Source organism: Variovorax dokdonensis (assembly GCF_030316895.1).
Classification (GTDB): domain Bacteria; phylum Pseudomonadota; class Gammaproteobacteria; order Burkholderiales; family Burkholderiaceae_C; genus Variovorax; species Variovorax dokdonensis.
In genome coordinates this window covers 1,396,453-1,420,591 of record NZ_JASZYV010000001.1, presented here as the reverse complement: position 1 = coordinate 1,420,591, position 24,139 = coordinate 1,396,453, and the positions used below count along the sequence as shown (strand labels likewise).

Genomic DNA, 24,139 nt, shown 5'->3' with positions numbered 1-24,139 from the left:
GCTAGCCGGCGTCGCGCTCGTCGGACGTCTTCACGCCCATCAGCGACTCGATGGCCGCACGCAGGTCGTCCGGCACGTCGATCGCCTGATGCGTGTCCAGCGACGTCGTCACCAGCACCTGGCGCATCTGCATGCGCAGTTCGCCGTCGTCCACACCCGTGCAGCGTGAGGACAGCCGGATCGAGCGTCCGCCCAGCCGCTGCACTTCCAGCGCCAGCAGCACCCGGTCGCCCATTCGGCTGATGGCCCGAAAGTCCGCCTCCAGCCTGACGGTGGGCAAGCCGATCCTGCGGTCGATGACCAGGCGCCGGAAGCCCACGCCCAGCCCTTCCTCGACCCAGTCCTCCACGAGGCCGTTGAACATCACGAAGTACTGGGGGTAGAAGACGATGCCGGCCGGGTCGCAGTCGGAAAAGCGGATCAACCGCTCGCGCTGGAAGATGCTCACATCACCTCCCCGCCCGACACCGAGATGGATTGCCCATTGATCGAGGCCGCGCCCTGCCCGCACAGCCACCGCACCGCATCGGCCACTTCGGCCGGCGAGATGATGCGCTGCTGCGGATTGCCGGCGGCGAACTCGGCCAGCGCCTGCGCCTCGCTGCGGCCGGTCTTGGCGACCACGTTGGCCACGCTTTCGCGCAGGATGTCGGTGTCGGTATAGCCGGGGCACACGGCATTGACGGTGATGCCCTTCTTCGCGACCTCGAGTGCCAGCGATCGCGTCATGCCCACGACGCCGTGCTTGGCGGCCACGTAGGCGCTGACATAGGCATAGCCGCGCTGGCCGGCCGTGCTGGCGATGTTGACGATGCGGCCCCAGCCACCGGCCAGCATGTCGGGCAGCGCCGCCTGCGCGCACAGGAAGCTGCCGGTCAGGTTGACCGCGATCATGCGCTGCCACAGTTCGATCGAGGTCTTGTGGAACGGTGCGCTCTCGGCCTGGCCCGCGTTGTTCACCAGGATGGCGACGGGGCCGCACGCGGAACGCGCGGATTCGAAGGCAGCCGCCACCGATGCGGGATCCGACACGTCGGCCACCGCGACCGAATGCCCGTCGCCCGGAAGGCTGCGTGCCAGGTGCAGCAGCGCCTCGCGATTGCGGCCGAGCAAGGTGACACGCGCGCCGTCGGCGGCCAGCGTGCGCGCGATCTCGGCACCGATGCCGCGTGCCGCGCCGGTCACCAGCGCATGCTTGTCTTTCAGGGGATGGTGTTGGGTCATGTGCGTCTTCCTTTCGGCTGACGGTCCCACGTCGTGGGCGTGACGCCGCGTTCGCGCAGCTTGAATTTCTGCACCTTGCCATTCTCGGTGCGCGGCAGGTCGTCGACGATGTCGATGAAGCGCGGAATGGCGAAATACGGCAGGCGCGATTCGCACCAGGCCGCCAGCTCGCTCGCCAGCGCCTGCGCATCCGCCGCCGCGCCGCCGGGCTGGACGATGACGGCCGCCATCACCTCGTCCTCGGCCAGTTCGGACTGCACCGGATAGACCGCCACCGTTGCCACGCGCGCGTGCGACAGCAGCACCTGTTCCACCTCGAACGAAGAGATGTTCTCGCCGCGACGGCGGATCGCATCTTTCATGCGGTCGATGAAGCGGAACGCACCGTCGGCCTCGCGCACCACCCGATCGCCGGTGTGGAACCACAGGTTGCGCCAGGCCTCCACCGTCTTGTCGGGCATGTTGAAGTAGCCCGCGGCGAAGGCAAAGGGTTCGCTGGCCCGAAGCAGCAGCTCGCCGGCCTGGCCGTCGGGCAGTTCGGCGTCGTGGGCGTCGGCTACGCGGGCCTCGAAGCCCGGCTGCAGCCAGCCCATCACGCCGCCGCGCGGCGCATCCGGGCGCGAGGCGATGACGAAGTTGGTCTCGGTCGATCCGTAGCCTTCGAGCAGCCGCACGCCGGTGCGCTCTTGAAACTCCGCGGCCGCGGCGGCCGGCACGCCCGGGCCGAGCCCCAGGCGGACGCGGTGGCCGCGTTCGCCCTCGCCCGCCGGCTGCGCGAGCAGGATCGGCACCATCGCGCCGAGCAGGTAGACCACCGTCGCGCCGGTCGCGCGCATGGCCGGCCAGAAGCCGGAGGCCGAGAACCGAGGCAGGAAAACCACCTCCGCCCCGCTCAGCGCCGCCTGCGCGAAAGTGTTGAGCGCATTGATGTGGAAAAGCGGCAAGGTGGTGGCCAACACGTCGTCCTGCCCGACACCCAGGATGCCCAGCGAATGCACGCCCCACCAGTAGTACTGCGCATGCGGGCACAGCACGCCCTTCGACGGTCCGGTGGTGCCCGAGGTGTAGAGGATCGCCAGCGTGTCGCCCGGACCCACGTCGGCCGCTTCGGCGGCCTCCTGCGGCGCGGCCGGCCACGGCAGGCAGGGCACGCCGGCGGCCGGCACTGCCTGCCCTTCGCCGACGAGCCAGATGGCCTTGAGCGCGCACCGCGTCAAGTCTGCCGTCTGCAGGCGCGCGGCGAAGTCGGCTTCGATCACCAGCAGCGACGCGCCGCTGTTGGCCAGGAAATACTCGATCTGCGGCCCCATCGCGGCGGTGTTGATCGGCACCGCCACGGCGCCGATCCATCCGCAGGCGAGGAAGGCCTCGAGGCATTCGATGCGGTTGCCGCACATCAGCGCGACGCGGTCGCCACGCCCGATGCCCGCCTGCTGCAAGGCCGCGGCGCGACGCGCGACGTTCTCCGGCACATCGCCATGCGTCCAGCGGGTCTGGCCGATGGTGAGCGCCGGCCGAGGCCCGAAAGTCTGCGCCTGGTGGCGCAGCATGGCCGGCAAGGTGCGCTGCGCCGCCGGCAGCGGGCCAGCGCCGGGCTCGGTGCGCTCAGTCATCGTGCGTTGCGCCGCCCAGGTACGTCGCGCGCACACGGGGGTCGTCGGCCAGCTGGGCGGAATCGCCGTGCAATGCGATCTCGCCGGTTTCGAGCACGTAGCCTTCGTCGGAGCTTTCGAGGGCGGCCCGTGCGTTCTGCTCCACCAGCAGGATCGAGACGCCGTCGTCGCGCAGCTTGCGCACGATGGTGAGGATGTCGCGCACGATCAGCGGCGCCAGGCCCAGGCTGGGCTCGTCGAGCATCAGCAGGCGCGGCTGCGCCATCAAGGCCCGTCCCACGGCCAGCATCTGCCGCTCGCCGCCCGACAGCGTGTTGGCGCGCTGGGCCTTGCGTTCGGCCAGGCGGGGAAAGCGGTCGTACACGAACTGCAGCTGCTTCTTGAGCCCCTCGGCGCGGAGGCGCTTGGCATAGGCGCCGAGCATGAGGTTGTCCAGCACCGAGAGTTCGCCGAAGAGCTCGCGCTTTTCGGGCACGAGGCAAAGGCCGCGCTCCACGCGCGATTCCACGTCCAGCCCGTGCAGGTCCTGCCCCTCGAAGCGCAGCACGCCCCGGGATGGCAGCAGGCCCATGGCCGCCGCGAGCAGCGTGGTCTTGCCCGCACCATTGGGGCCGATGACCGAGATGATCTGGCCCTTGCTCAGCGACAGGGACACGCCGCGCACCGCCTCCACCTGGCCGTAGCCCACGTGCAGGTCCGAAATCTCCAGCATTGCGCCGCTCATGCCACGCTCCCCAGGTAGGCCGCCTGCACGCGCTCGTCGGCACGCACCGCGGCAGGAACGCCCTCGACCAACTTGGAGCCGAAGTTCATCACCACCAGCCTGTCCACCAGTTTCATCACGAAGTCCATGTCGTGCTCGACGATGAGGATGGTCACGCCCTCGTCGCGCAGCTTGCGCAGCAGATCGCCCAGCTCTTCCTTTTCCTTGCGGCGAAGACCGGCGGCCGGTTCGTCGAGCACCAGCAGCACCGGGTCGGCCGCCAGCGCACGCGCGATCTCCAGGATGCGCTGCGTGCCCAGCGGCAGGCTGCCGGCGAGTTCGTGCGCCCGGTCGCCCAGACCGATGCGCGCCAGCTGGCGCTGCGCCTCGTGCAGGATCTGTTGCTCCTCGGCGCGGTCAAGCCGCAGGCCCGCTCGCACCACACCGGCGCGGGTGCGCGAATGCGCGCCCAGCGCGACGTTATCCAGCAGGCTCATGTGGGGCCGCAGCTTGACGTGCTGGAAGGTGCGCGCCAGGCCCAGGCGGGCCACGTCGCGCTGCGCCATGCCCGAGATGTCGCGATCGAGGAATCGAACGCGCCCGGACGTCATCGGCATGGTGCAGGTCAGCAGGTTGAACATGGTCGACTTGCCAGCGCCATTGGGCCCGATCAGGCCGACGATCTCGCCGGCATTGACGCCGAAGCTCACCTCGTTGACCGCCACCAGCCCACCGAAGCGCTTGACCGCAGCCTCCACCGCCAGGATGGGCGTGCCGCGTGCCGGCAACTGGCGGTGCGCCAGCGGCGGCGCGTCGCCCTTCATGCGCTCGTCCGACTGGGGCGCCTTGAAGCGACCCTGCGTCAGCTTGCGCAAGAAGCCCATCAGTCCGCCGCGCGCAAAGTGCAGCAGCGCGATGAACAGCGCCGCGAAGGCGATGGCTTCGAGCTGGCCGGCGCGCTGCGTGAGCAGCGGCAGCACATCCTGCAACGCGTTCTTCATCACCAGCACGATGGCCGCGCCGACCAGCGCCCCGGCCAGGTTGCCCAGGCCGCCGGCGACGGCCATCAGCAGGTATTCGATGCTGGCCCGCACGTCGAACGGCGCGGGGCTGACGAAGCGGTTGGTGTGCGCGTAGAGCCAGCCTGCAAGACCAGCGAACAGCGCGGCCAGAACGAACAGCGAGAGGCGCACCCGGTAGGCGTCGGCACCGACGCTGGCGAGCAACACCGCGCCGCCGCGCAGCCCGCGGATGGCACGTCCGGGGCGCGAAGCCATCAGGTTGTAGCTGAACAGGAAGGCCAGGCCGACCACGAACCAGATCAGGTAGTACATGGCCCGCGCATCCACCAGCGACCAGGGGCCGACATGGATGGGCGGAATGTTCGACAGGCCGGTGTGCCGGCCCAGCGCATCGACGTTGCCGAAGAGCATCGCGATCGACAGCCCCCAGGCAATGGTCGACAGCGGCAGGAAGTGCCCGCCCAGGCGCAGCGTGAGCATGCCGATGGCCAGTGCGGACAGGCCGGTGAGCAGCAGCGCGAACGCCAGTCCCAGCCACGGCGACAGCCCTTGCGTGGTGGTCAGCCAGGCCGTGGCGTACGCGGCAATGCCGACGAAGGCGGCCTGCCCGAACGACGTGGCGCCACCCACGCCGGTGAGCATCACCAGACCCAGCGCCACCAGGGCGCCGATGCCGATGTCGTTCATCAGCGAGACGGCGAAGGAGCCCAGCAGCATGGGCGCCAATGCGATGGCAACGATGACCAGCGCCACCAGCAGACGGAATCGATGGGCGCGCATCATTGGTCCAGCTCCTCTTCGTCTTCATCCGAATGCGTGCTCATGAACGAACGCAGCAGCAGGACCGGAATCAGCAGGGAGAAGACGATGGCGTCTTTCATGGCGCCGCTCCAGAACGATGCGAAGCTTTCCACCAGGCCGACGGCAATGGCGCCCAGCGCCGTCAGCGGATAGCTCACCAGGCCGCCGATGATGGCGGCGACGAAGGCCTTCAAGCCGATGATGAAGCCCGAGTCGTAGTACATCGTGGTGACCGGTGCGATCAGCACGCCGATCAGCCCGGCCAGCAGCGAGGCGCAGGCATAGGCCAGGATGGCCGTGCGCGTCGGGCGGATGCCCACCAGTCGCGCGCCGACGCGGTTGACCGCCGTGGCGCGCAGCGCCTTTCCGGCCACCGTGCGTTCGAAGACCAGGAAAAACAGGGCCGACAGGACGATGGCCGAAGCGACCATCAGCACCACCTGGCCGCTGACCGAAAAGCCATCGCCCAGCGGCAGCGTGCCGCTGGCCAGCGCGCTGGTGCGCGAGCCCTCCGGCCCGAAGAACAGCAGCCCCAAGCCCGACAGCAGGAAGTGCAGCGCCAGCGAGACGATCAGCAGCACCAGCACCGAGGCATCGGCGATGGGCTGGAACACCACGCGCGCCAGCAGCGGCGATACGGGCACCACCAGCAGCACGCTGGCCGCCACCTGCACGGCCTGCGGCGCCGCGAACTGGGCCGTGGCCCAGGCGATCGCGCAAGGCACTGCCGGCAGCAGCAGCCACAGCCCGATGGCCTTGGGAATGCGCGACGTTTCGCCGCGCCGGATCAGGGAGCCGACTTCGACCAGCGTTGCAAGCACCGCCAGCGTCAGGACGAGGCCGATGGTGGCCGGCGTGCGTCCGGTCTCGAAAGCCGCCAGCGACAAGGCTGCGAAGGCCGCCACGTCGCCGAAGGGCACGAACACCACCCGGGTCACCGAGAAGATGAGCACCAGCCCGAGGCCGGCGAGCAAGTAAACGGCCCCATTCGCCAGGCCATCGATGCCCAGGATGAGTGCCACGTCCCATGTCATTGAAGGATTCTCCCTACGTCCTGATTGTTGGAAGGCTCGATGCCGCGCTCAGGGCGCGAGCACCCACTTGCCGTTGTCGAGCTTGACGATGACGCGGGCGCGCTCGTCCACGCCCGACAGGTTGCCCGGCTTGAAGTTGTAGACGCCGTGCGTGCCCACGACTTCCTTGGTCGAGAAGATCGCGTCGCGCAGCGAGGCGCGGAATTCCGGCGTGCCCGGCTCGCCCTTGGCGCGGGCGGCCGCATCGGCGAACACCATCCAGCCGTCGAACGAATAGGCGGAGAAGGCGTCGACCGTGGGAGCGCCATTGACCTTCTGGAACACCGAGCGGAAGTCAAGGCTCAGCTTCTTGGTCGGGCTGCCGTCGGGCAGTTGCTCGGCGACGATGATCGGGCCGGTGGGCATCAGCGCCCCCTGGGCGGCGCTGCCCGCCACACGCACGAAGTCGGGGTTGATCAGGCCGTGCTGGCCATAGATGCCGCCCTTGAAGCCGCGCTCCTGCAAGGCCAGGAAAGGCAAGGCACCAGGCGTGCCGGCACCGCCGGTCATCACGGCGTCGGGCTTGAGCGCGATGATCTTCAGCACCTGGCCCGTCACCGATGCGTCGGCACGCGCATAGCGCTCGTTGCTCACGACCTTGATGCCTTGCTTGTCGGCGGCCTTGTTCAGCGCATTCCAGACCAGGTCGCCCCAGGCGTCGGAAAAGCCGATGTAGCCCACCGTCTTCACGCCGTTGCGCTTCATGCGGTCGACCACCGCATCCACCATGAGCTGCGTGGGCTGCGCGACCGTCACCACCCAGGGGTTGTCGGCCGGGTCGATGGAGATGGGCGTCAGGCCGATCATCGGCGTCTTGGTTTCCTTGGCCACCTGCGCCATGGCGATGGCCGCCGGTACGCCGGACGTGCCCATGATCACGTCGACCTTGTCTTCCTCGATCAGCTTGCGCGCATTGCGGCCGGCCGTCGTGGGATCGCTGCCGTCGTCGAGGACGACCAGTTGCACCTTGCGGCCGTTGATCTCGCCCTTGTAGCTCTGCGCCGCGGCCATGCCCTTCGAATACGGCACGCCGAGCGAGGAGTTCGGACCCGACAGCGACACGCTGAGCCCGACCTTGAGGTCGGCCGCCAAGGCACCAGTGGCGAGCGCAGCGGTGGCCGCGGCAGCGAGCGCGCAGCGGGTCAGGGTCTTCATCAAGCGCTTCATGCGGGAACTCCTCGAAGTGATGGTGGGGACGGAAAACAAAGGGAAGCAGTGATCAGATGAACAGCTGCACGGCGGGCAAGGCGCGCTCGGCGCCCAACAGGTCGACCCGCTTGAGCTGGATGCGCGTGCCTTGCGGCGTGCGCACCAGGACGTGGTGGTAGCTGCCGGCCAGCATCAACTGCTGCTCGCCGCGCGCCTCGATGTAGAGAAAGGGCGTGCGCAAGGTAGCGCTGCCGGCATCGACGTCCAACTGCTCGACGCGGGAGTTCTGCAGCACATGCTGGCAACGGCTGGCCGGATGCTGCGAATGCGCGCGGGGGTCCTTGAGACGATCGACGCGCAGTTGCAGCAGCAGCCGGTCCTCGAAGGCGATGGAGTTGTGCGACTGCGCGTCGTGCTGGGCCCGGCCCAGCAGCGGCACCCAGTAGCGGCCGTCCTCGGCGAACAGCGCCAGCCATTCGTCGAAGCGTCCGTCGTCGAGCAACGAAGCCTCGCGCGCAACGAAGTCGCACAGCCCCATTTCATTGAACTCGTTCATGCCGGTTCCCCCATGCGCAAGGTCATGAACTCGGCCCAGGCCCGGAACTGGTTGCGCATCAGCAGTTCGTTGGTGCCATTGGTGTCTTGTGCGGCGGCGTCATCGAACTCGCCGCTGCGATGCCCGCGATGCAGGCTCACCCATTCATTGCCGGGCGCGTGCAGGCCTTGCTGGATGCTCTCGAACAGGTGTACGTCGTCATGCGCCACCACCGACATCGGCGAGAACACCAGCCGGTTGTAGCTCATGGAACGTTCGAAAAGCAGTTCCGGCGCGCCCTCGGCACGGAAGGCCCAGGCCTCCACCAGCGTTCGGTCGGCGGCCAGCGGGCGGATCACGCGGATGGCCTGCGGCGAGCCCTTGACCGCCAGGCTGGGAAACAGCACCGCGTTCTGCGGCGAGCGCTGCAGCACCTCGGTGGCGCGCTGGTCGCCGTGCGCGGCACGCATGGCGGCCTCGTACTCGGGCACCTGCGCGTAGTTCGAATGGATGGAAAAGCGCGTGCCCAGCACGCTGTGACCATGCGGCAGCACGCGAGCGCCCATCTGGTCGAAGAAGTCGTAGCCGGCGCCGAAAGGCAGGATCTGCTCCATCGCCATCGGCTTGGGCTCGTCGGGCGAATGGCCGGCCCACAGCGCCTGCGCCGCCTTGGTGGCCGACTCGTGCGTCGACAGCGGATGCACCGTGTCGTTGATGTTCTCCAGGTACATCTTCCAGTTGCAATGCACCACGTTGCGCAGCACGCCGCCCGCGAAGGTCAGGCGGCCCTGCGGAGAACGGTCGACCATGTTGTCGATGGCGCCCAGCACTTCGCCGAAGTAATCGTCGAAACCAGGCCCTTCATCGGACAGGCGCACGAACACGAAGTCACGGTAGACCGCCACATTCGCCAGCGCCGACATGCCCTGTCCCGATTCGCATTGCGTCAGCCGCGTGCCTTCGTAGCCCGCCTTGATCGGAATCGCCAACGGACTGCCGTCGAGCCGATAGGTCCAGGCGTGATAGGGGCAACGGAAGAACTTGCCCGTGTTGCCGCAGGCATCGCTCACCAGCCGCGTGCCCTTGTGCGCGCAGCGGTTGGCCAGCACACGGATGCCGCCATCGGCCTGGCGCACCATGACGAGCGGCCTGCCGGCGATGTCCTGCGCCACGTAGTCGCCAGCATGGGGCACCTGGCTCGCATGACCCAGGAACTGCCACGTGCGCGCGAAGAAATGCTCCTGCTCCAGGGCGAACAGTTCCTCGCTCAGGTAGAGGTCGCGATGGACGCGGTCTTCCTCGACCAGGGCGCGGATGCGTTCAGGTTGGTCGCGGTACATGTGTCTTTGCGGGTGCGTGGGGAAATGCCGTGCGAGGTGCCGAGGATCAGGGCGCCAGCTTCCACTGGCCCTTTTCCATGCGCACGATCACCACCGCGCGCTCGTCGGAGCCGTAGCGGTCGCCCGCCTTGAAGTTGTAGACGCCGTGAGTGCCCACCAGCTCCTTCGTGCCGACGATGGCGTCGCGCAGCGAGGCGCGGAACTCCGGCGTGCCGGGCTCGCCCTTGGCGCGCTTGACCGCATCCATCAGCACCAGGTAGGCGTCGTAGGTGTAGGCCGAGAAGGCGTCCACCGCCGGAGCGCCGTTGGCCTTCTGATAGGCGTCGCGGAATGCCAGCGAGACCTTCTTGATCGGATTGCTGTCGGGCAGTTGCTCGGCCACCAGAACGGGGCCGCTGGGCACTTCCAGCCCGTCGATGGCGCTGCCGCCCACGCGCACGAAGTCGGCATTGATCAGGCCGTGCGTGCCGTAGATGCGGCCCTTGTAGCCACGCTCGGCCAGGCCCAGGTAAGGCAGCGCGCCGGGCGTGCCGGAGTTGCCGGCAAACACCGCGTCGGGCCGCTTGGCGACAATCTTCAGCACCTGTCCAGCCACCGACGAATCGCTGCGCGCATAACGCTCGTTGGCCACCACCTCGATGCCGGCCGGCTTGGCCGCCTTGACGAGCGAGTCGTACGCCAGGTCGCCCAGCGCGTCGGAGAAGCCGATGAAGGCCACCGTCTTCACGCCGCTCTTCTTCATGCGATCGACCACCGCGCTGACCATCAGGCCGAAGGGCTGCGAGACCGTCACGGTCCATGCGCCCTCCTCGCCCGGGATGACCACCGGCGTGGGCGAGATGAGCGGCGTGTTGGTCTCGCGCGCAACCGCCGCGATGGCCATGGCGCCCGGCACGCCGGAGGTGCCGATCAGCACGTCGACCTTGTCGTCCACCGCCAGCTTGCGCGCGTTGCGGCCGGCGGTGGTGGGATCGGACGCATCGTCCAGCACGATTACCTGCACCTTGTGGCCGGCGATGGTCGGATGCTGCTCGACGGCGGCGCGGATGCCCTTCTCGTACGGAATGCCCAGCGCCGCGATCGGACCCGAGAGCGAGCTGATGACGCCCACCTTCAGATCGGCGGCAAAGGCCTGGGCGGCGCCCAGGGCGACGGCGGCAAGCGCCAGGCTTCGAATCAACGTGTTGTTCTTCATGGAGACTTCCTTCACTTGGCCAGCATCCACTTGCCCTTCTCAAGGCGCACGACCACGCGCGAGCGTTCGTCGGAACCGTAGCGATCGTCGGGCTTGAAGTTGTAGACGCTGTGCGTGCCGACTAGCTCCTTGGTGCTGACGATGGCATCGCGCAGGGCCACGCGGTATTCAGGCGTTCCGGGCTCGCCCTTGGCGCGCGAGGCTGCGTCGAGCATGACCAGCCATCCGTCGAACGAGTAGGCCGAGAAGGCATCGGTGGGGGCGCTGCCGTTGGCCTTCTGGTAGGCGGCGCGGAAGTCCATCGCCACCTTGCGCATCGGGTTCGACTCGGGCAATTGCTCGGCCACCACCACCGGGCCGGTGGGCGCCAGCAGGCCTTCGACCGATGCACCACCCACGCGCACGAAGTCGGGGTTGATCAGCGCATGCATGCCGTAGATCTGGCCCTTGTAGCCGCGCTCGGCCAGCGCCAGGTAAGGCAGCGCGCCCGGCGTGCCGGAGGTGCCGGTGATCACCGCGTCAGGACGCAGCGCCACGATCTTCAGCACCTGGCCCGCCACAGAACTGTCGGCACGCGCATAGCGCTCGTTGCTCACCACCTTGATGCCGTGCTTCTCGGCCGACTTGTTCAGCGCGTCGTAGACCAGGTCGCCCCAGGCATCGGAAAAACCGATGTAGCCCACCGTCTTCACGCCCGACTGCTTCATGCGCTCGACCACCGCGCTGACCATCAGGGGCGCAGGCTGCGGCAGCGTCACCATCCATGCGCCGGCCTCGCCGGGCAGGTTGGCGTTTGCGATGGAGATGAGCGGCGTCTTCGTCTCGCGGGCCACGGCCGCGATGGCCAGCGCACCCGGCGAGCCTGCCGTGCCGATGATCACGTCGACCTTGTCTTCCTCGATCAGCTTGCGCGCATTGCGGGCGGCGGTGCTCGGGTCGGACGCATCGTCCAGCGCGATCATCGTGACCTTGTGGCCAGCCACTTCCGACTTGTAGGCCTGCGCTGCCTTGATGCCCTTCTCGTAAGGAATGCCCAGCGACGACACCGGGCCCGACAGCGACGTGATGAAGCCCACCTTGATGTCAGCGGCCCACGCCTGGGCGATGGCCAGTGCGCTCAGGCCAAGGGCCAGTCCGGTACGCACGCAAAAGCTACGGGAAGAGACGTTCATGGTTGTTGCTCCTGGGTTGGCGCCGCGACGGCCCTCCACCGCGACTGGTCGAAACATGAATTGTGAAATGTTTATGACTAAAGAATATCAACGCATTGCGGCGCTGGCGAGAAAGGGGAACTACCTACAGCACGAGGGCGCCGACACTGGTGCCGCCGCACACGTACAACACTTGCCCCGTCACATAGCTGTTGGCCGGATCGACGAAGAAGTTGACGGCGCGCGCCACGTCGGCGGATTCACCAATGCGGCGCACGGGAATGGATGCTTGCAAGGCCCGTTCCCGCTCGCTGCCTGCGGCGATCACGTCGTAGAACATGTCGGTGCGGATGGGGCCAGGCGCCACCACGTTGACGGTGATGCCTTCGGGCGCGAGTTCGAGCGACCAGGTGCGCGCCATGCCGATCATTCCCGCCTTGGTGGCCGAATAGCTGGTGCGCGTGACGGCGCCCACTGCCGCGCGCGAAGACATCAGCACGATGCGCCCGAAACGCTGCGCGCGCATCGTCGGCAGCACGGCCTGCGTGAGCGCGATGGCCGAGCCCAGGTGCAGGTCGACCAATGCATCGAGGTCTTCGAGTTTCACTTCCGGCAACAGCGCGCCTCGAATGACCCCGGCGTTGTGCACCAGCGTGTTGACGGCGTAGCGCTGCGCGACCTCCTGCGCCGCCTGCACCGTGGCTGCGCGGTCCATCAGGTCCACATCGATGCTGTGCATGCGCGGATGGTCGATGTCGGCCGAGCGCCGCGACATCGAGATCACCTCGCAGCCCTGCTCGAGCAAGTGCTCGCAGATCACCTTGCCGATGCCTGCGCTGCCGCCGGTCACCAGGGCCACGCGTTGGATGTTGTTCGCTTCGTTCATCGCTTCAGGACTCCACCATGGCCAGCACGCGCAAGGGACTGCCGCTGCCCTTCTCGATCTTCAGCGGCGGGCAGATGAGCACCGCGCCCGTGGGTGGCAGCAGGTCGAGGTTGGTCAGGCACTGCAGGCCGTAGCGACCCGTGCCGTGCATCAGGTAGTGGCACGGATAGGGAGGACGCAGGTGATAGCCCTGCCCCGCATCGGTGCCGATCGCCTCCGAACCGAAGCCCAGCACGTCGCGCTGTTCCACCAGGAAGCGGACCGCCTCGCTCGACGGGCCTGGCGTGTGCTGGCCGGTCTCGTCGAAGTTCTGATAGGCCGCCGGGTCCTGCCGCTTGGACCAGTCGGTTCGCATCAGCACCCACTGGCCGGGCTGGATGCGCCCGTGTGCCGCTTCATGCCGTTCGATGTCTTCCACCGTCATCAGGTAGTCGGCGTTCGCCTTGACCTGCTCGGAGCAATCGATCACGTGCGCCGAGGCCACGAAGTTCTGCACCTCGATGGTGTCCACCGAGTTGTTGGGCAGGTCGCGGCCCGAGATCCAGTGGATCGGCGCATCGAAGTGCGTGCCGGTGTGCTCGCCGCACGAAAAGTTGTTCCAGTACCAGCCGGGGCCGCGGTCGTCGTACTTCGAGACCTCCTCGATGCGGAACGGCCAGCACTGCCCCATCTCGGGCGGCAGCGCGATCTGCGGGAACTCGGGCGTGAGCGTCTGCGTGAGGTCGACCACGCGGATCCGGCCGCTGGCGAGGGCGCCCACCAGCGCGCCGAGTACGCCGGCGGACGTTGTCGTGGTGCTTGTCGTCATGTGCTTGATTCCTTGCAAGATGTGTTCAGCCGCCGTTGGTGGCGAGTTCGCGCTCGAGCACCTTGGGGTTGTCGCGCCAGCGCTCCAGCCACTCCTGCGCCACGTCGCCGGGATAGACGTCTTCCACGCCGTCGCGCAGCGCCTTGACGATGGCACTGGCCAGCGCCTGCGGCGTGAGCTTGGGCGGCGGCATGTGCTGGTTCCATTCATCGTCGATCGGCCCCGGATAGACGTTGACGACGCGGATGCCGGCCGGCCGCATCTCGGCACGCAGGCACTGCGCCAGCGAATGCGCCGCGGCCTTGCTCGCGCTGAAGGTGCCGTGCGGCGGGAAGTTCGACAGCGCATAGATCGACAGCAGGTTGACCCAGGCCGTCGCGCCGGTCGCACCATCGGCCGAGCGCCCCTTGAGCGCCGGGCCGAACTCCTGCGCCAGGCGCAGCAGGCCGAAGTAATTGATGTCCATCTCGGCGCGCGCCACATCGGTACCGCGGCGGGCACCGATGCCGAAGGTGCGGTGCACTTCGGCGGTGTTGACGACGATGTCGACCTTGCCGCCGATGGCGCCGGCCAGCTGGCTCACCGACCGCTCATTGGTCAGGTCCAGCGGTACCAGCGACACCTGCGGCAGCGCCGTGATGTCCTCCAGCCCGCCGAAGTTCTTCCACGGCTCGGCATGGCCGACCCAGACGATGTCAGCACCGGCGGCCACCAGGGCGCGCACCACGGCCTGGCCCACGGGCGTCTTGCCGTCCGTCACCAGCACCTTGCGGAACTTGGGGTCGCTGGTCATCTCGCGCAGCATCTTGTCGTCAGCCATGTGTGCACTCCCGTCTTTCGGAAAACCAATCAGAACCGCCTGGCCGGCGCGGTCGAGCCGGGCACCGACACGCACGCGCGCCGGGGCATCGCCCACTTCGCCATGCATGTGGACCATGAGCGTGGGGCCGGCGTCCAGATGCACCAGGCCCAGGCGCCAGGGCAGGCGCTCGCGGAAAAACAGATCGTTGCTGTGGTGCAGCGTGCTCACCGCCAGCAGTTCGCCCTCGCCCGTCTGCTCGCGCCAATGCAGGCGGGGCGACAGGCACTTGTGGCAAGCCTCGCGCGGCGGGTACTGCACGGCACCGCAGTCCTCGCACTGCTGCAGTTCGAAGCGGCCTTCGGATGCTGCGGCGGTGATGCCCAGGGCCACGCGGCTGCGCTGCCAGGGCGGCAGGTTCATCTGCCGGGTACGCAGTACCGGGTTCTTGCGCTTGGGGCGCATCAGGGGCATGGTCATGTGGGCCTCCCGAGAATGACAGCGCCAGTGCACAGGCACCGGTCGTAGGTGACCATGCCGAAGCCGGCCACCAGGCCAAGGTTCGCGTCCTTCACGGCGCGTGCGCCGGCCTGGTCGGTCAACTGGCGGATGGTCTCGGTCATGCCCAGGAATCCGCCGGCCGCACCGGCCTGCCCGCTCGAAAGCTGGCCACCGCTGGTGTTGTTGGGAAAGTCGCCGTCGAAGGTGGTGCGATGCGCACGCACGAACTCGGGTCCTTCGCCCTTCTCGCAAAAGCCCAGGTCCTCGAACTGCATCATCACGATCACCGGGTAGTCGTCGTAGGTCTGGATGAGGTCCAGGTCGGTGGGCGCGATGCCGGCCTGCGCGTACAGGTCGGCGCGGTCTACTCGCCAGCCGCCGCGCACCATGATTGGGTCTTCGGCAAAGGCGTTGTGGCGTTCGATGGCGCCGCGGATCACCACATGCGCCAGGCCCAGGTCGCGGGCGCGCTCTTCGCTCATCACCAGGAAAGCCTCGGCGCCAGCACACGGCATCACGCAGTCGAACAGATGGATCGGGTCGGCGATGGGGCGCGCGCCCATGTATTCGTCGAGGGTGAGCGGCTTCTTGAACAGCGCATTCGCATTGGCCAGCGCGTTGGTGCGCTGGTCCACGGCGATGCGGCCGAAGTCTTCACGCCGGGCGCCAAAGGTGCGCATGTAGTTCGCCGTGATGAAGGCGAAGATGGAATTGGGCCCGCCCGAGCCGTACGGATAGGTGGCGTCGCGCGCGAAGTTGGAAAAGCTGCCCAGCGTCTGGCGGAAGGAATCGACATGGTTGGTGTCGGCCGCCACGCAGGCGACGACGTCGGCATCGCCCGACTGCACGGCGCGCGCCGCCCGCCGCAGGCACATCACGCCCGATGCACCGCCGGTGGGCACGTGGTCGAGCCAGCGCGGCGACAGGCCCAGATGCTGGGTCACGCCCACCGCCGTGTCCGGCACGAGCGAGAAGCTCGACAGGCACAGCCCGTCGATCTCTTCCTTGGCCACGCCGCTGGCCTTGACCAGCGCCTCCAGCGCCTGCCCGATGAACCAGTGCGCGCTGCGGGTGGAATAGCGGACATAGGGCACGGTGATCGGCACCGCGACGGCCACGCCTTCGTAGTTCTGGCGCCTGCTCATGGCTGTCTCTTCTTCATGGCGCGGGTGTCCACGCAACCGGGTTGGCCAGGCAGTTCGCGCGCCATGTCGCGAAGCTGTCCGCGCTGGATCTTCTGCGAGGGCGTGAGCGGCAAGGCATCGACGAAGGCCACGTAGCCGGGGGCCTTGTAGTAGGCCAGCTGGTCGAGCGCGAGGCGCACGATGTCGGCGGCCAGCGCGGGTTTGTCGCCCGCCTCCACGCCGTCCTTGAGCACGACGCAGCACAGCACCTCGTCGCCGCGCACCGCATCCGGCGTGGCGGCCACGGCCGACGCCTGCACCGCCGGATGCTGGTTGAGCACGCTTTCCACCTCCACCGCCGAGATGTTCTCGCCGCTGCGGCGGATGACGTTCTTCTTGCGGTCGACGAAGTAGAAGTTGCCTTCGCCATCGCGCCGCACCAAGTCACCGGTGTGGAACCAGCCTCCGGCCCACGCCTCGGCAGTGGCTTCCTCGTCCTTGAGATAGCCGCCGAAGAAATAGCGGCGCGGATCGTCCCCGGCCGAGCGGACCAGAAGTTCGCCGGGCGTGTCGGCGGGCACGTCGTGTGCTTCCTCGTCGACCAGGCGGACTTCGAGAAAGTCCGGCTGGCGTCCGAAGCAGGCGGTGCCGACGCCGCGCGGCTCGCGGTTGGCCATCACGCAGGCGCCGGCGCCGGTCTCGGTCATGGCCCAGGCCTCGACCAGCGCGAAGCCGAAGCGTTCCTCGAAAGGCGCATGGTTCTTGCGGTCCACCCCAGCGCCGAAGCCCCAGCGGATGGCATGGTCGCGATCCGCCGGCGCAGGCGGCGCACCCAGCAACATGGCCGGGATCACCCCCAGGTAGTGGACGATGGTGGCGCCGCTTTCCCGGGCGCTGGCCAGCCAGCTCTTGGGGTGGAAGCGATCGAGCTGCACCAGGCAGCCGCCCGCCGTCAGCACCACCATCGTCGAGAAGGCCATCGCGTTCATGTGATTGAGCGGCAGCGGCGTCATCACCCGTTCGGTGTCGGGGCGCACGCTGCAGACGCCGTCGAGCTGCGCATACCACTGGCCGGCGCGCAGGAAGTAGGCATTGGTCAGCATGCAGCCCTTGGGCCGCCCGGTGGTGCCCGAGGTGTAGAGCAGCGCGCATTCGCTGCCCTCGCCCACCGGCTCATTGGCGCGCGGCGCGGGTCGGCGCGCGGGCGGCACGGCGGCATCGTCCGCGCCCATCGTGTCGAAGGGCACGCCGGCCTGCTGCGCGGCGGCATGCAGGTCGGCAGCGCGCTCGGGCAGCGTCACGGCCAGGCCGATTTCGCTGTGGCCGATGAGGTAGACGAGTTCTGCCGAACGCATCTCCGCGTTGATGGGCACCACGCTCACGCCCAAGGCATTGAGCGCAAACCAGTGCAGGAGGAAGGCCGGGCGGTTTTCCAGCAGCAGGCCGATGCGGTGGCCGTGGCCCCAGCCCGCGGCGGCGTAGGCCTGGCGCAGGCGCGCGACATCGGCTGCCGCATCGCCCCAGGTGAGCGAACCGCAGTCGATGCCGTAGGTCCGGGCCGTGACCGACTCGGTGTAGAGAAAATCGGCCTTCGGCGTGCGGGCGGCGGTGGCGCCGAAGACGTCGTGAACGGTGGCGTGCATGACTCTTTCAGATGAACAGTTGCACGGCCGGCAGCGCCGCGTCGCAGTTGAGCAGGTTGACCCGCTTGAGCGTCATGCGCAACCCGCCATCGGCTTCGACCAGATGATGGAAGAAGGTACCGACATAGAACTGCAGTTCATCGCCCTGCGATTCGGTGTAGTGGAATTCGGTGCGCACCAGGTAGCGGCCTGCCTGCGTGTCGAACTCCTCCACGCTGGGCATTTGCAGCAGATGGTGGCAGCGGCTGGGCGGCTGCTGCGAGAAGGCGCGCGGGCTCTTCAGCCGCTCGATGCGCAGCTCGCGCAGCAGCTTGTCCTCGTAGAGGTGCGAGGTGTGCTGGATGGCGTCGGGCTGGTCGGGCACGAGCGGCACCCAATAGAAGGCGTCGTCGGTGAAGAGCGCGTTCCACTCTTCGTAGCGCTTCTCGTCGAGCATGCGGCATTCGCGCACGACGAAGTCGATCAGGTCCTGCCGGGTCACGGTGCTCATTGCTCGCCTCCCATGCTGGCCGTCATGTGGCGTTCCCAGGCGCGGTACTGGTTGCGCATGGAGATCTCGCTGGTGCCGACGGTGGTGACGTCCTTCTGACCCATTTCTGCCGCATCGAAGTTGCGATGCAGGCTGACCCAATCGTTGCCGCTCGCATGCAGGCCGGCCTGAATGCCGCGATAGGCCTGCAGATCGTCATGCCCCACCACCGAAAAGGGCGAGTTGATCAGGCGGTTGTACATCGTGGTGCGATGCAGCAGTTCCGGCGGCGCGCCCTTCAGGCGGAAGGTCCAGCTTTCCACCAGCGTCTTGTCGACCGCGATGGGGCGCAGCACGCGGATCGACTGGATCGCGCCCTTGATGGTCAGGTTGGGGTAGTAGACCGTGTTGTGGCGCGCTAGCCCGAGGATCTGCGCGGCCCGTTCGTCGCCGTACGCGGCCTTCATCGCCGCGTCGTACTCGGGGATGGTCGAGTACTTGCTGTGGATCGAGAAGTGCACGCCCGAGAAGCTGTGGCCGTTGTCGAACACCCGCACGCCCATGTCCTCGAAGAACTTGTAGTCGGACATGAAGGGCACGAACTGCTCGATGGCCATGGGCTTGGGCGCATCCGCCGGCTTGTCGGCCCACATGGTCTTGGCCGTGCCGGCCGACGATTCGTGCGCCACCATGGGGTGCATGGTGTCGTTGAGGTTCTCGACGAACATCTTCCAGTTGCACTGGTGCATGAAGCGCAGGCATCCGCCGGCAATCTCGAGTTCGCCTTCGGGCGAGCGATCGGCCATGTTGTCGATGGAGCTGAGCGAATCGCCGAAGTACTCCTCGAAGTCCGGGCCCACGTCGTTGATCTTCACGAAGATGAAGCCGCGGTACAGCCGCACGTTCTTGAGCGTGACCAGACCCTTGGCAGACTCGCATTCGTGAAGCTGCGTGCCCTCGTAGCCGTTCTTGAGCGGGATCGACAGCAGCGAGCCGTCGGTCTTGAACGTCCAGGCGTGATACGGGCAGCGGAAGAACTTGCCGGTGTTGCCGCAAGGTGCGCTCACCAGGCGCGAGCCCTTGTGGGCGCAGCGGTTCATCATCACGCGCACCGAGTTGTCGGTGTGGCGCACGACGATCAGGGGGCGCCCCGCGATGTCGGCCTGGATGTAGTCGCCGGGCTTGGGAAGCTGGCTGTCGTGGCCGACAAAGTTCCAGGTGTTGGCGAAGAAGTGCTCCTGCTCCAGCTCGAACAGTTCCTGGCTGATGTACAGGTCGCGGTGCACCCGGTCGGGCTGCACCAGGGCGCGGATGGCCTCGGGGTTGTTGCGGTAGGTGGTCACGGTTGCCTCCTTGATGGATCGTCAGATGTCCAGCACCAGGCGCTTGCCCTTGCAGCGCGAGATGCAGATCTGCATGACATTGCCCTCGGCCTTCTCGCGCGCCGTGAGCACGTAGTCGCGGTGATCGATGTCGCCCTCGATCACCGGCGTGGCGCACACGCCGCATTCGCCGCGCTTGCAATCGAACATCGGATCGCAGCCGTTGTCGATCAGGCAATCGAGGATGGTCTGGTCTGCCGGCACGGTCAACGTCTTGCCGGACTGGGCCAACACGAGCTCGATGGGCTGGTCGCCCTCTTCCACTTCGGGCGTGGTGAACAGTTCGAAGTGAATGCGCTCGTGCGTGTTCCAGCCACGCGATTGGGCGGCGGCCAGCACCGCGTCGAGCATGACCTTGGGACCGCAGACGTACAGGCGTTCGTCGGCGGCGCATCGGTCGAGCAGTGCGCCGATGTCCAGCGGCCGCCCCGCCTCGTCGTCCGCATGCACGTCGAGCCGTTCGCCCAGCAGTTCGCCCAGCTCGGGCAGGAAGGCCATCAGCGAGCGGCTGCGGCCGGCGTAGTGCATGCGCACCGGCGCACCTTGTGCGCAGCGCTGCGCGGCCATGCTCAGCATGGGCGTGATGCCGATGCCGCCTGCCACCAGCACGGCACAGTCACCGCCGTCGTGCAGGGGAAAGTCGTTCTTCGGCGCCTGCACGACGAGCTCCTGGCCGGCCTGCAGGACTTCGTGCATGAAGCGCGAGCCGCCTCGGCCTTCGTCCTCGCGACGCACCGCGATGCGGTATTCGGTGGGCGCGTCGGTCACGCCGCTTTGGGCGACCGGATTGATGAGCGAGTAGTGGCGCCAGTCGCGGCTGCCATCGGGCAGCGTCACTTGCACCTGGATGTGCGCGCCGGCACTGAAGCCGGGCAGCGCACCGCCGTCCTGCCGGGCAAGGCGGAACTGGCGCACCAGCGGGTTGAGGCTTTGCGCCTCGGTCACGCGCAGCGTGAGCATGGCGGGTTGTTCGTGGAACATGCTTGCTTCGTCTCCCGTTCTTCAGGCCAGCGCGTATTGCGCCAGCTTGGCGCGCAACTGGTTGCCGTGCTCGTCGGCCAGCGCCGCGTCGCGCAGTTCGCGCAAGGTGGCCGGCGCGAGCGCCGCGCCAGCGCGCAAGGCGGCCTGCATCAGCAGCTCGTAGTTGGCAACGCCGCGCTCGTGCGTGTCGCTGTAGCCCTTGACCAGGCGCTGGCACTGCGCGATCTCCAGCGCCAGGGCGGGGTTGTGGGCAGCGGCCTGCGCGATGTGCGCCAGCCATTGCTCGATGCGTGCGTTCTCCTGCGCGAAGCGCGTGGTGCTGCGCCGCCAGCGGCGCGTGCCGGCCACGCAGCGCAGCATCAGGTAGCCGCTCAGGCTGCTGGTGGTCACCACGCGGCCCTTGCGCGTCATGCGCTCGACCAGGCGACGCGGCATGCCCGAGTTCATCAGCCAGCGGCCCAGTCCACCCGGCAGCGTCTCGCAGATCTCCTGCAGGCGCGGATGCATGTATTCGTTGATGGCGACGAGCTGCGCATCCTGAGCGCCAGCCTCGCTGCGCACGCGTTCGAAGCGGGTATCGCGCGTCTTGAGGTCGGCCACCCGCGCGGTGTCCTCGTAGGTCATCCAAAGCGCCAGATGGCGCGCCGTGGCCGTCAGCAGCCGATGGCCGTCATCCACCTGCAGGCGCGCCACGGCTGCGACGCGGTCGAGGTAGGTCACGGCATAGGCCAGGTCCTGGTAGTCGATGAGGCGACGCACGCCTTCGAGCAGCAAGGCCTGCGCCGGTGCGGGGAACTCACGCTGAACGCGCTCGACAAGTGCTCGCACCTGCGGATCGGTCGGCTTGGGGGTCGGCACCGCGGCCGGCGCCGCATCGGCAGTCTCGCTTGCGGCTTCGTCGCGCTGCGCCCGTTCGAAGGCATCGGCAAAGGCACGCAAGCTGGGCTTGACACCCACGCCGCCGCGTTCGATCGTCGCCTCGAACTGCGCGCGGCCGAAAGGCAGCACGCCCGAGCCCGCCAGCGCGCCGAACAGCACCGCGCTGATGACGCTGCCGCTGTCCTGCGCCGCCTGCGCCATGTCGAAGCGGATGAAGCGCTTGGCGGCACGCCGCGCATGCGCGAGCAGTTGATCGCTGTCAACACGCCCATCGCCCATGGCCGACTTCTCGGCGATCGAGAAGACGCGGTGGGTGGACGCCAGCAAGGTGGTGCGATCCGGCGTAACCAGGCCGCGCTGCACGGCCCGGCCGGCTTCCATCAGCTCGGAGCACAGCACCACGTCCACGTCGCCGGGCAGCGGCATCAGTGCCAATATGGGCTGGCCGCCGTCGGCCTCGGCGCGCGCGCGCGGAAACAACTCGACGTAGTAGATGGTGGCGCCGGTGCGCTGCGCCACGCCAGGCACGGAAGTGGTCTGCGCGACATGGCCGTTGTGCTCGCCGAGGTCGACGATCCAGTCGGCCAGCACACCGCCGCCCTCGCCGCCCATGGCGAGGATCGCGATCTTGATGGGTTGGGTCATATGGCTCGCCGTCCTGTCAAAAGGCGTACTTGGCGCGTCGCCGTGCCTGGCCGCGCTGCATCCAGCCGATGAGGCGGGAACGCAGTCCATCGCGCCAGCGCTCGAAGGCCGTGGGGTTGCTGATCACCTGCGCCTTGTAGAACGACGGGCACAGCACCGCGGCGTGCGAAACCTCGCCGCAGTTGCCGCAACCGACGCAACTGTCGAGCACGGTCGCGACCGGGTCGGTACGCAGCGGGTCGGGGTTGGGCTTGATCGACAGCGACGGGCAGCCCGACAGGCGGATGCAGGAATGGTCGCCGGTGCAGGTGTCGGAATCGACGCCGAACTTCTCGCGCACCACGCGCTCGCCATTGGCCAGCGCCTTGCGCACCAGCGGCTTTTCCCGGCGCTGGCGGTTGAGCATGCATTCGGACTGCGCCACCAGCACCTTCGGTCCCTTTTGCGTGGTGGTGAGCGCTTCGCGCAAGGTGTCGCGCATGCCCGCCACGTCGTAGGTGCGGCGCAGCGTCTTGACCCACTTCACCCCCACGCCGCGCACCGCCTGCTCGATCTCGTGGCCGGTGCTGCGCGTAGCGTTGTGCGCGTTGGAAGAAAGAATGTCCTGCCCGCCGGTGGCCGAGGTGTAGTTGTTGTCGACCACCACCGTCAGGTTGTCGCTGCGGTTGAAGACCGCATTGGCGATGCCGCTCGTCAGGCCGTTGTGCCAGAAGCCGCCGTCGCCCATCACCGAAATCGCCCGCCTGCCAGACGGCACGTTGAGCGCCGCGGCACCGGCTGCACCCAGGCCATAGCCCATGGTGGTGTTGCCCAGGTGGAACGGCGGCAGGATGGAAAACAGGTGGCAGCCGATGTCGGCGCTGATGTGGTGCGGCCCCAGTTCGCGCTCGACCAGTTTCATCGCGCTGAAGATGGGACGCTCCGGGCAGCCGGTGCAAAAGCCCGGTGGACGCGCATGGACGACGGCTTCGATCGGCTCGGCCGGCTCGGGCATCTCGGGCATCGCGGCGGGGACGGGATCGGCAGGAACAGCCTTGAGCGGGATCACCTTGCGGACCGGCTCCGGCTTGGGCTGCGGCTGTAGCAGGCCGTACTTCTCGAAGAAGGCGCGCGCGCCCGCCAGCAGCACCGCCGCCGTGTATTCGCCGGCCACCGGCAGCAGGTCCTTGCCATGCAAGGCGGTGTCGATGCCCGCCTGGCGCAGGATCGTCGCGATGTTCTGCTCGATGAAGTTGGGCTGCCCTTCCTCGACCATCAGCACCGCGCGCTTGCCGCGGCAAAAACGCAGCACTTCGCTGTCGATCACCGGATAGGCCACGTTCATCACGTACAGCGGCACCTGGCTGTTGCCGTACACGTCCGCCAAGCCGAGGCGCTCGAGCACGCGCAGCGCCGTGTTGTAGCTGCCGCCCTGGACGATCACGCCCACGTCGCCGGCACCGTCGGAGAAGAATTCGTTGAGGCCGCGCTCTTCGATGAACTTCACGGCTGCCGGCCAGCGATCGCGCACCTTCTCCTGCTCGTGCACGAAGCTCGCGGGCGGCAGGACGATGCGGCCGACGTCGCGCTGCGGATGCTCCAGCGCATCCTTGAGCGTGAACGAGGGCGGACGGTTGTCCGATGCGATGAATCGCCCGTGCACGTGGCACGCGCGGATTCGCAACTGCAGCATCACCGGCGTATGGCTGGCCTCCGAAAGCTCGAAGCCGGCCTTTACCGATTCGACGATCGAAGGCAGGTTGGGGCGAGGGTCCAGCAGCCACATCTGCGACTTCATCGCAAAGGCGTGGCTGCGCTCTTGCATGATGGACGAGCCCTCGCCGTAGTCCTCGCCGACGATGACCAGGGCCCCGCCCGTCACGCCGCCCGACGCCAGGTTGGCCAGGGCATCCGACGCCACGTTGGTACCGACCGTCGCCTTGAAGGTGACGGCGCCGCGCAGCGGATAGTTGACCGATGCAGCCAGCGTGGCCGCGGCCGTCGCTTCGCTCGCGCTGTTCTCGAAGCGAATGCCCTGCTCGGCCAGGATGTCTTGCGCATCGGCCAGCACATCCATCAGGTGCGAGATGGGCGAGCCCTGGTAGCCGGCCACATACGCGACCCCGGATTCCAGCAACGCCTTGGTGACCGCCAGAATGCCTTCACCGCTGAAAACCTCGCCTTCGCCCAGCTTCAGCTTCTTGACTTCCTCGACAAAGGACCGCTCAGCCATGGTG

The 24,139-nt window shown here is 67.8% G+C and carries 21 protein-coding genes; all 21 read right to left on the bottom strand.

What is annotated here, in order from left to right; genetic code table 11:
- Window position 1: 1 nt before the first annotated feature.
- The 21 genes from QTH91_RS06590 to QTH91_RS06490 all read right to left on the bottom strand — a co-directional run bounded on the left by QTH91_RS06590 (window position 2) and on the right by QTH91_RS06490 (window position 24,135).
- Entirely contained in the window at window positions 2-448 is a 447-nt protein-coding gene (locus tag QTH91_RS06590) for an acyl-CoA thioesterase (protein WP_286659203.1), read from the bottom strand.
- Window positions 445-1,224 (bottom strand): SDR family NAD(P)-dependent oxidoreductase, encoded by a 780-nt coding sequence (locus QTH91_RS06585; RefSeq protein WP_286659202.1) that lies wholly within the window; start codon window positions 1,222-1,224, stop codon window positions 445-447. The genes QTH91_RS06590 and QTH91_RS06585 overlap by 4 nt, the downstream gene beginning before the upstream one ends.
- A complete protein-coding gene (locus QTH91_RS06580) occupies window positions 1,221-2,837 on the bottom strand; it encodes an ATP-dependent acyl-CoA ligase (protein ID WP_286659201.1) in 1,617 nt (538 codons plus the stop codon). Before QTH91_RS06580 ends, QTH91_RS06585 begins: the two co-directional genes overlap by 4 nt.
- On the bottom strand, window positions 2,830-3,561 hold the full coding sequence (locus QTH91_RS06575; RefSeq protein ID WP_286659200.1) for an ABC transporter ATP-binding protein: 732 nt from the start codon (window positions 3,559-3,561) through the stop codon (window positions 2,830-2,832). The genes QTH91_RS06580 and QTH91_RS06575 overlap by 8 nt, the downstream gene beginning before the upstream one ends.
- Window positions 3,558-5,345, bottom strand: a complete 1,788-nt coding sequence (locus tag QTH91_RS06570; RefSeq protein ID WP_390368217.1) for a branched-chain amino acid ABC transporter ATP-binding protein/permease — start codon at window positions 5,343-5,345, stop codon at window positions 3,558-3,560. The genes QTH91_RS06575 and QTH91_RS06570 overlap by 4 nt, the downstream gene beginning before the upstream one ends.
- Entirely contained in the window at window positions 5,342-6,397 is a 1,056-nt protein-coding gene (locus tag QTH91_RS06565; protein WP_286659199.1) for a branched-chain amino acid ABC transporter permease, read from the bottom strand. Before QTH91_RS06565 ends, QTH91_RS06570 begins: the two co-directional genes overlap by 4 nt.
- 48 nt (window positions 6,398-6,445) lie before the next feature.
- Window positions 6,446-7,603, bottom strand: a complete 1,158-nt coding sequence (locus QTH91_RS06560) for an ABC transporter substrate-binding protein (protein ID WP_286659198.1) — start codon at window positions 7,601-7,603, stop codon at window positions 6,446-6,448.
- Between the two features lie 52 nt (window positions 7,604-7,655).
- The gene (locus QTH91_RS06555; protein ID WP_286659197.1) at window positions 7,656-8,141 is read right to left on the bottom strand and encodes an aromatic-ring-hydroxylating dioxygenase subunit beta; all 486 of its coding nucleotides are present in this window, start codon (window positions 8,139-8,141) and stop codon (window positions 7,656-7,658) included.
- A complete protein-coding gene (locus QTH91_RS06550) occupies window positions 8,138-9,460 on the bottom strand; it encodes an aromatic ring-hydroxylating dioxygenase subunit alpha (RefSeq protein WP_286659196.1) in 1,323 nt (440 codons plus the stop codon). The genes QTH91_RS06555 and QTH91_RS06550 overlap by 4 nt, the downstream gene beginning before the upstream one ends.
- Before the next feature lie 46 nt (window positions 9,461-9,506).
- Entirely contained in the window at window positions 9,507-10,655 is a 1,149-nt protein-coding gene (locus tag QTH91_RS06545; protein WP_286659195.1) for an ABC transporter substrate-binding protein, read from the bottom strand.
- Window positions 10,656-10,666: 11 nt separating this feature from the next.
- On the bottom strand, window positions 10,667-11,827 hold the full coding sequence (locus QTH91_RS06540) for an ABC transporter substrate-binding protein (protein ID WP_286659194.1): 1,161 nt from the start codon (window positions 11,825-11,827) through the stop codon (window positions 10,667-10,669).
- Between the two features lie 124 nt (window positions 11,828-11,951).
- Entirely contained in the window at window positions 11,952-12,692 is a 741-nt protein-coding gene (locus QTH91_RS06535) for an SDR family NAD(P)-dependent oxidoreductase (RefSeq protein WP_286659193.1), read from the bottom strand.
- A 4-nt stretch (window positions 12,693-12,696) separates the two neighbouring features.
- The gene (locus QTH91_RS06530) at window positions 12,697-13,500 is read right to left on the bottom strand and encodes a cyclase family protein (protein ID WP_286659192.1); all 804 of its coding nucleotides are present in this window, start codon (window positions 13,498-13,500) and stop codon (window positions 12,697-12,699) included.
- Window positions 13,501-13,525: 25 nt separating this feature from the next.
- Complete coding sequence (locus QTH91_RS06525) at window positions 13,526-14,779, bottom strand: SDR family NAD(P)-dependent oxidoreductase (protein ID WP_286659191.1); 1,254 nt, start codon at window positions 14,777-14,779, stop codon at window positions 13,526-13,528.
- On the bottom strand, window positions 14,776-15,945 hold the full coding sequence (locus tag QTH91_RS06520; RefSeq protein ID WP_286659190.1) for a thiolase family protein: 1,170 nt from the start codon (window positions 15,943-15,945) through the stop codon (window positions 14,776-14,778). Before QTH91_RS06520 ends, QTH91_RS06525 begins: the two co-directional genes overlap by 4 nt.
- Complete coding sequence (locus QTH91_RS06515) at window positions 15,942-17,567, bottom strand: AMP-binding protein (RefSeq protein WP_286659189.1); 1,626 nt, start codon at window positions 17,565-17,567, stop codon at window positions 15,942-15,944. Before QTH91_RS06515 ends, QTH91_RS06520 begins: the two co-directional genes overlap by 4 nt.
- A 7-nt stretch (window positions 17,568-17,574) precedes the next feature.
- Window positions 17,575-18,057: an aromatic-ring-hydroxylating dioxygenase subunit beta gene (locus QTH91_RS06510; RefSeq protein ID WP_286659188.1), complete on the bottom strand. Its 483-nt coding sequence runs from the start codon at window positions 18,055-18,057 to the stop codon at window positions 17,575-17,577.
- Complete coding sequence (locus tag QTH91_RS06505) at window positions 18,054-19,379, bottom strand: aromatic ring-hydroxylating dioxygenase subunit alpha (protein ID WP_286659187.1); 1,326 nt, start codon at window positions 19,377-19,379, stop codon at window positions 18,054-18,056. The genes QTH91_RS06510 and QTH91_RS06505 overlap by 4 nt, the downstream gene beginning before the upstream one ends.
- Before the next feature lie 21 nt (window positions 19,380-19,400).
- Complete coding sequence (locus QTH91_RS06500) at window positions 19,401-20,399, bottom strand: PDR/VanB family oxidoreductase (RefSeq protein WP_390368225.1); 999 nt, start codon at window positions 20,397-20,399, stop codon at window positions 19,401-19,403.
- A 21-nt stretch (window positions 20,400-20,420) separates the two neighbouring features.
- Complete coding sequence (locus QTH91_RS06495) at window positions 20,421-21,923, bottom strand: indolepyruvate oxidoreductase subunit beta family protein (protein WP_286659186.1); 1,503 nt, start codon at window positions 21,921-21,923, stop codon at window positions 20,421-20,423.
- Window positions 21,924-21,939: 16 nt separating this feature from the next.
- On the bottom strand, window positions 21,940-24,135 hold the full coding sequence (locus QTH91_RS06490; protein ID WP_286659185.1) for a thiamine pyrophosphate-dependent enzyme: 2,196 nt from the start codon (window positions 24,133-24,135) through the stop codon (window positions 21,940-21,942).
- Window positions 24,136-24,139: the final 4 nt, after the last annotated feature.